Origin of the sequence: Streptomyces cucumeris, from assembly GCF_024295805.1 — a bacterium.
GTDB classification, from domain to species: domain Bacteria; phylum Actinomycetota; class Actinomycetes; order Streptomycetales; family Streptomycetaceae; genus Streptomyces; species Streptomyces cucumeris.
Genome location: NZ_JANCLX010000075.1, coordinates 1 through 5,793, shown reverse-complemented (window position 1 = coordinate 5,793; position 5,793 = coordinate 1). Strand labels below are relative to the sequence as shown.

The window sequence follows — 5,793 nt, the reverse complement described above, 5'->3', positions numbered from 1 at the left end:
TCGCCGACGCCACCGAACAAGGCATCAACCGCATCAACCACAACCCACAACTGCCATGGTCCTTTCTCGCCCACACCGGCCTGACCATTCACCCAGCACACCCACTGAACTTACGAAAAGATCAGTAAGTGTCATGGAGACAGTCATCGCCGAGCGCGACGGCGAGAGTAGGCTCAGGAGAATCTTCCGCGCAGTGGACGGCCGGCGGCCTGCGTCAGGGGCCAATCATCACCGGGCCAACCGCCCTCGCGCCACTGGTCTGACCTGCGTGATCTGCTGACGTGCTGAAGTAGTCCGCACACGGGATACTGGTGGTGAGTGCGCTGATGTGCGCCGTAAATTCTCGCGAGGGCGACTCAAGGCCAGGAATAGCCTGATCCACGGCTGCTATCGGCGAAGGTTCCGCGAATCACTCGACTGATGATTTGACTCACCGGACGATGCCGCTCAACTGAGATTTCACCGCACAAGACGGAGATCATAAGGAGGGGCGTTATGCCGACCAAGATAGTTGACGTTACGTTGACCACCATGCAGAACGCGGGCAGTGACAACGTATCACCAAAGGGCGCTATCAACGCCATGGCAGTCCGCAGCATAGACGATGAGCAAGTATTTGAGTCCGAGAATCTCTACCTGAGAAAACCTGGGCAGCCGGTGCACCCCAGCGGGGCAACACACATTCCGCCAGGTCAGAGCCTCACGTATAACGTCACAAGGCGACTTACGATCTCTCGCTTCGAGCAGGAGACCGCAGAGCAACTCAACCAGATGTTGATATTCAGCCGGAACTTGAAAGAAGACATAGTATTGAGCGGCCAACTCCATCCCGACCGAGTGTATCAAGGCAACTTCAACCGCCAGGTGCGCTTTGATGAGATCAACGGGCTCAAAACCGTCTCTTGCGACTACAACGTCATCCTCAACGGTGATGTCGCAGCCAAGCTCATCGTCACCTATACGGTGAAGCTCGTTGCTTAGACGTCGTTTCAGTTGGCCCTATGTTGTTTGTGGGTTGGACGGGCCGTCGTAAGGTCCAGAGATCCAGAGACGCCGGGTATGGCTTTCAGTTGGTTGCACCAGATGGTTCGCCTCACCTGGCCGCCCGGCGTCTCACGACGACTCGGCCGCTGATTAGGAGATGCGGGCCCCTGCGGGTGCATCGCTGAGTAGGACCACGCTGGCGAGGTCGTCCGGAGCAACAGCGCGCATCGAACGACCGGAGGAACAGGTGGCCCGGATCTGGGCGGGAACGGACATCGGCAAGACGCACCACCACTGCGTGGTGCTGGACGCCGAGGGCAAGCGGCTGCTGTCGCGGCGAGTGCTGAACGATGAGCCGGAGCTGATGACCCTGCTCGCCGACGTGCTGGCGATTGACGAGGACGTGGTCTGGGCGGTCGACGTCGCTGATGGCATGGCCGCTCTGTGGATCAATCTCCTGCTCAATCACGGTCAGCAGCTCGTCTACATACCCGGTGTCGGCGTACACGTGAACGTGCATGGCCGCGTACGGATGAACGTGCAGAGTTCCTGATGTGCTGAGGTTCGGGATTCGGCACTCTGCTGCCTGTTGGTCGAGGTCGCAGAGATGGGGTGGCCGTGGTCCTGGATCCGCAGCGCTGGCTGGAACTACGGCGTTTTCGTGGCCTGGTCGAGTCCGGAGCCATGAGCCTGACCGAGGTCGCCAAGGAGACCGGCCTGAACTGGCGGACGGTCAGCAAGTATCTGTCAGCCGATGGACCCGCCTCGCCTCCGCGCCGGTCGCCGAACGGCCGGTCCCGGGCCAGGGTGATCGACGAGTTCGCGCCGCTGGTCGACTCGATGCTGCGGGCGGAGATCCTGATGAAGGCCGCTGTCATCCACGAGCGGCTGGCCGCGGAGTACGGGTTCACCGGCAACTACCAGCGGACCAAGCTCTACGTCCAGGAAGCCCGGCCCCGGATCGCCGAGGAACTCGGCATCACGCCGAAAGAGCTGGCGGGCATGCACCGCCGATTCGAGGTCATCCCGGGCGCCCAGGCCCAGGTGGACTGGGGTGACGAAGGCAAGATCCTCGCCCACATGGGCATCGCGAAGGTCTACTCCTTCCACATGACGCTGTCGTACTCACGCGACCCGTTCTGCTGCTTCACCACCAGCCAGGACCTGCAGACCTTCTTCGACTGCCACCGCCGCGCGTTCGCTCACTTCGGCGGGGTCCCGATGACGATCGTCTACGACCGGACCAAGACCGTCGTCCGACGCCACGTCGCCCCCGGCGAGGCGGTCCCGCTGCACCCGGAAGCGGTCGGCTTCGCCGGTCACTACGACTTCGACATCGACGTCCTGGCCGCCTACCGGCCCACTGGGAAAGGCCGCGTCGAACGCCAGGTCCTCATCGTCCGCGATCACGTCCTGTCCGGCCGGGCCTTCTCCTCCGTCGAGGAGATGGACGCGGCCTTCGCCGCCTGGGTGCCGCAGCGGCGGGCCCAGATCCACAAGACGCACCGGGAGGTCATCGGCGAACGGGCGGCCCGTGACCACGCGGCTCTCAAGCCGCTGCCGCCCACCCCCTATCTGGTGGCCGAACGGCATCTGCGGCCGGTCGGCAAGGACTGCCTGGTCGCCTTCGGCGGCAACCTCTACTCGGTGCCCGCCCGCCGAGTCCGCCCCCGCCAGCTGGTCGAGATCCGGGCCACGAAGTCACAGATCATGGTGCACTCGACCGCCGCGGACGCCAGCGGCGAGACGCTGCTGGCCATGCACCCTCGGGCGGTCGGCCGCGGCGTCCGGGTCGTCGAGGAGACCCACTGGGACGGCCTGCCCACCGGCAAGGGCCGCCGCACCACCACCGGCGACGTCCCCCAGCCCCGGCGCGAACGTCCTCTGGGCGAGGAGGCCGGACCGCTGCAGGCCCTGCTGAACCGGGCTGCCGCCACCCGCATCGAGGTCGGCCGCCGTCCACTGTCGGTCTATGACGAACTGACCGGCACCCGTCCCTTCACCACCCACCCGAGCACGAGGGAAATGTCTTGAGCGAGCTGGTCTCCACCCGCATCCGCAACACAGCCGGCAAGCTCGGCCTGCCCCACCTGACCGAGACCATCAGCGAGTACATCCGGCGGGCTGACGAGGGCAAGTTGGGCTATCTCGACTTCCTCGATCTGGTGCTGTCCGAGGAACTTGCCGTCCGCGACGACCGCCGCTTCCGCCAGGGCCTGCGGCTGTCCCGGCTGCCCCACCACAAGACTCTGGACGAGTACGACTTCTCCTTCCAGCCCGACCTCGACCCGCGCAAGGTCAAAGACCTCGCCACCCTGTCGTTCGTCGAGGCCAAGGCGAACGCCGCCCTGCTGGGGCCGCCCGGGGTGGGCAAGACGCATATCGCTGTCGCCCTGGCGGTCGCGGCCTGCCGGGCCGGCTACTCGATCTACTTCACCAGCCTCGACGACATGGTCCGCCACCTCAAAGCCGCCGAGGCCGCCGGCCGTCTGACCAGTAAGCTCGGCACCTACCTGCGGCCCAGCGTCCTCGTCGTCGATGAAGTCGGATACCAGCCGCTGGAACGAGCCGAGGCGAACTTGGTCTTCCAGGTGATCTCGAAGCGCTACGAGAAGGGCTCGATCATCCTGACCTCAAACAAGACCTTCAGCGAATGGGGACAGGTGTTCGGCGACGAGGTCCTGGCCACCGCCATCCTCGACCGCCTCCTGCACCACTGCGAAGTGATCTGCATCAACGGCCCCAGCTACCGCCTGAAGAACCGCCTCAAGGCCATCGAGCGAGAGACCGAAGTCGCTTAAGCGCTGCCGCCCAAAGACCACGGGGCACGCTCTAGTGGCGGCGGGCCAGCAAGTGGGCGTCGAGGAAACCCCGGTCGGAGGCCGGGTCGTGGAGCAGCCGGGCGAACGTGGTGAGCCCGGCCTCGGCCAGCAACTCGGCGAACCGGTCCGCCGGCCAGCTATAGGCGGGCGTTACCTTGTGGTCGAAGCGAACCGGCTCCGGTCCGTCGGTCGCAAAGAACGAGACCAGCAGCAGGCCGCCCGGCGCCAGGACACGCACCTGCTCGGCGAGCAGCGCAGGCAATTCTTCAGGCGGGGTATGGATCATAGAGTAGTGGGCCAGCACGCCGCCGAGCGCGCCGTCCTCGACCGGCAGGTCCTCCATCCGCGCCTCGTCGAACCGCAGCGCAGGATGCGCCCGCCGGGCGTGGTCGACCATGCCCGGAGAGAGGTCGAGCCCGAAGGCGTCCAGCCCCAGGTCGTGCAGCATGGCCGTCAGATGTCCCGGGCCGCACCCGACGTCCGCTGCCCGCGGGTTCCCCGTCCCGCGCACCAGCTCGGCAAAGGTGCCGATCATGTTCCGCGAGAACGGCTGCGTCTCCAACCGATTAGCGAACAGCGACGCATACAGCTCGACGCCCCCGTCGTAGGCCGCCCTAGTGTCGTCCTGGTGCTCCATCACGGCAAGCGAAGCTAACATCCGCGCACGTTCGCAGCTTCTCCGGCCCCGTGCCGGGGACAGGCCCTAACAGCTCTGCACATTCATCTGTACGCGGCTCTGCACTTCAGCTCGTACGCCGACACCCGGCCTCGCGGTCAACCGCGCGTCGGCCGGCTACCGGGGCACCGGGAAGACGGACGCCAAGGACGCCACCGTCATCGCCGACCAGGCCCGGATGCGCCGGGACCTGACCGCGCTGGGGCCGGATGCCGAGCACGCCATCGACCTGCGCGTGCTCACCGGCCGTCGGGCCGACATCAACGCCGACCGCACGCGCAGGATCAACCATCTGCGCGGCCAGTTGACCAGCATCTTCCCCGCCCTGGAACGGGTACTCGATCTGGGCAACGTGGGCCCGCTGGTCCTGCTGACCGGATTTCAGACCCCTGCCGCTCTGCGGCGGACCGGCCGCAAGCGACTGGAGACCTGGCTGAGGAACCGCAAGGTCCGCGGGGCCGAGGCCCTTGCCGAGGCCGCCCTCGAAGCGGCCGACCGACAGCACACCGGCCTCAACGAGCAGCTCGCCGAGATCGACAAGCTCATTGCGGCCCGATTTCGCGAACACGACCTCGCCGAAGTGATCGAGAGCACGCCCGGCACCGGCCCGTTGATGGGTGCAGAATTCCTCGCCGCCACCGCTGGCGACATGAACCGATACGGCTCTGCGGACCGACTCGCCAGCCTCGCCGGTGCCGCTCCGGTGCCCAGGGACTCGGGCAGCATCAGCGGCAACCTGCACCGTCTCCGCCGCTACCACCGCGGCCTCCAACGCGTCTTCTACACCTCCGCGCTGATCAGCATCCGCAACTGCGGTGCGTCCCGCCGCTTCTACGAACGCAAGCGCGCCGAAGGCAAGCGACACGTCCAGGCCGTCCTCGCCCTGGCCCGTCGACGAGTGAACGTCATGTGGGCCCTGATCCGTGACGGACGGTGCTACCAAAGCGAACTCCCTGTCACAAGCGCAGCTTGACAACGTCATTAGGAGGTGAGTCGGCAGTAGCCGATGAGGGCAGCGGCTATGCCGACGAAGGCGAACGTCGGCGGGACCACCCGCCGGGACAGCGTCCATAACTCCTCTGGTATCAGCCGCTCAACGAGATCCGTCATGCACGGATCAACGAACGATCACGCCATCAGAAACGGCGTCTAAAGCCCGTCAGGCCACCGACCGGCCCACCCTTTACTGATCTTTTCGTAAGTTCAGTGGGTGTGCTGGCGTTGTGCGTGGGAGGCTTTCGGGGTGGCTTATCAACCCTCGCCTTCGGCTGCTGGCTCGTCTCTTCCTCCTTTGTCGCGGCCTCAGTTGGC

General features: G+C 65.6%; 5 protein-coding genes and 2 pseudogenes. 5 read left to right on the top strand and 2 right to left on the bottom strand.

Annotation, left to right across the window (positions count from 1 at the left end; genetic code table 11):
- The first annotated feature begins 495 nt into the window (after positions 1–495).
- The 4 genes and pseudogenes from NMK44_RS41690 (at position 496) to istB (ending at position 3,785) form a co-directional block, all read left to right on the top strand.
- On the top strand, positions 496–981 hold the full coding sequence (locus tag NMK44_RS41690) for a hypothetical protein (protein ID WP_254753368.1): 486 nt from the start codon (positions 496–498) through the stop codon (positions 979–981).
- 250 nt (positions 982–1,231) lie between these two features.
- Positions 1,232–1,492: pseudogene (locus tag NMK44_RS41685) on the top strand (IS110 family transposase); the annotation flags it as partial.
- 104 nt (positions 1,493–1,596) lie between these two features.
- The gene (gene istA, locus NMK44_RS41680) at positions 1,597–3,018 is read left to right on the top strand and encodes an IS21 family transposase (RefSeq protein WP_428849376.1); all 1,422 of its coding nucleotides are present in this window, start codon (positions 1,597–1,599) and stop codon (positions 3,016–3,018) included.
- The gene (gene istB, locus NMK44_RS41675) at positions 3,015–3,785 is read left to right on the top strand and encodes an IS21-like element helper ATPase IstB (protein WP_254753367.1); all 771 of its coding nucleotides are present in this window, start codon (positions 3,015–3,017) and stop codon (positions 3,783–3,785) included. Before istA ends, istB begins: the two co-directional genes overlap by 4 nt.
- 31 nt (positions 3,786–3,816) lie before the next feature.
- Here istB and NMK44_RS41670 read toward each other — a convergent pair whose 3' ends face one another.
- Positions 3,817–4,446 carry a class I SAM-dependent methyltransferase gene (locus NMK44_RS41670; protein WP_254753366.1) on the bottom strand — a complete coding sequence of 210 codons (630 nt, stop codon included), beginning with the start codon at positions 4,444–4,446 and terminating at the stop codon, positions 3,817–3,819.
- A gap of 121 nt (positions 4,447–4,567) precedes the next feature.
- Here NMK44_RS41670 and NMK44_RS41665 point away from each other — a divergent pair.
- Positions 4,568–5,455: pseudogene (locus NMK44_RS41665) on the top strand (IS110 family RNA-guided transposase); the annotation flags it as partial.
- Between the two features lie 8 nt (positions 5,456–5,463).
- On the opposite strand, the gene NMK44_RS42350 reads toward NMK44_RS41665, so the two are convergent.
- Complete coding sequence (locus tag NMK44_RS42350; RefSeq protein WP_302889243.1) at positions 5,464–5,592, bottom strand: hypothetical protein; 129 nt, start codon at positions 5,590–5,592, stop codon at positions 5,464–5,466.
- Positions 5,593–5,793 lie beyond the last annotated feature (201 nt).